At 81.3% G+C, this 358-nt stretch carries 1 pseudogene; it reads right to left on the bottom strand.

Annotation, left to right across the window (positions count from 1 at the left end):
- Positions 1-358 (bottom strand): annotated as a pseudogene (locus KN815_RS49775) (hypothetical protein); the annotation flags it as partial.

Raw genomic sequence — 358 nt, 5'->3', positions numbered from 1 at the left:
GTCGGCCGGCTTACGGCTCTCGGCCGTCTCCTCGGCCGCCGGGGCCGTCTCGGCCGCGGCGGAGGCGAACCACGGCGAGGGGGCGTCGTCCCGAGCGGCCGGACGGGAGCGCCGCGGTGGCAGCGGGGGCTGTCCGGGCGGCTGTACGGCACGGCGGTCCGCGGGGGCGTGCCCCTCGCCGTTGCCGTTCCCGAGAGCGGCGGCCTTCCCCGGGGCGCCCTCGCCGACCGGGGCGGGCGGGCCGGCCTTGGCGGGGGGTATCCGGCGCGGCAGTCCACCGGGCCGCGAGGCATCCACGAACGCCCGCGAGGCGCTGGGGCGGGTCGGCAGGGTGCGGCCCGTGTCCACGGAGTCGGCT

Origin of the sequence: Streptomyces niphimycinicus (genome assembly GCF_018883605.1) — a bacterium.
GTDB classification, from domain to species: Bacteria; Actinomycetota; Actinomycetes; order Streptomycetales; family Streptomycetaceae; genus Streptomyces; species Streptomyces niphimycinicus.
Note: the sequence above shows the minus strand (reverse complement) of the source record. Positions and strands in the feature narration are given on the sequence as shown.